This is a genomic window from Oceanobacter antarcticus (assembly GCF_044962685.1).
GTDB classification, from domain to species: domain Bacteria; phylum Pseudomonadota; class Gammaproteobacteria; order Pseudomonadales; family Oceanobacteraceae; genus Oceanobacter; species Oceanobacter antarcticus.
Genome location: NZ_JBBKTX010000107.1, coordinates 1 through 253, shown reverse-complemented (window position 1 = coordinate 253; position 253 = coordinate 1). Strand labels below are relative to the sequence as shown.

The 253-nt window shown below is 54.2% G+C and carries 1 protein-coding gene; it reads right to left on the bottom strand.

Annotation, left to right across the window (positions count from 1 at the left end; genetic code table 11):
- Nucleotides 1–173: 173 nt before the first annotated feature.
- Nucleotides 174–253 (bottom strand): EF-Tu C-terminal domain-related protein (locus WG929_RS21125; RefSeq protein WP_199228834.1); only part of this gene is annotated, 80 nt, incomplete at its 5' end.

The window sequence follows — 253 nt, the reverse complement described above, 5'->3', positions numbered from 1 at the left end:
GGATTGGTGGACTGTTTTTGGAACGCCGTTCGAGGCCAGGAAGTCCCCGAACGGTGAAGATGAGCAAAACCCGCTATCCGGTTGACTGTAATGCTGCTCCGCTTAAGTGAACAGCATTACGCTGTCAGCGGGCTTTTTGATCAGGGCCGAAAACTCAGCCCTGACATTTGGTCTTACTCGACGATCTTGGCTACTACGCCAGCACCAACAGTACGACCACCTTCGCGAATCGCGAAGCGCAGACCTTCGTCCA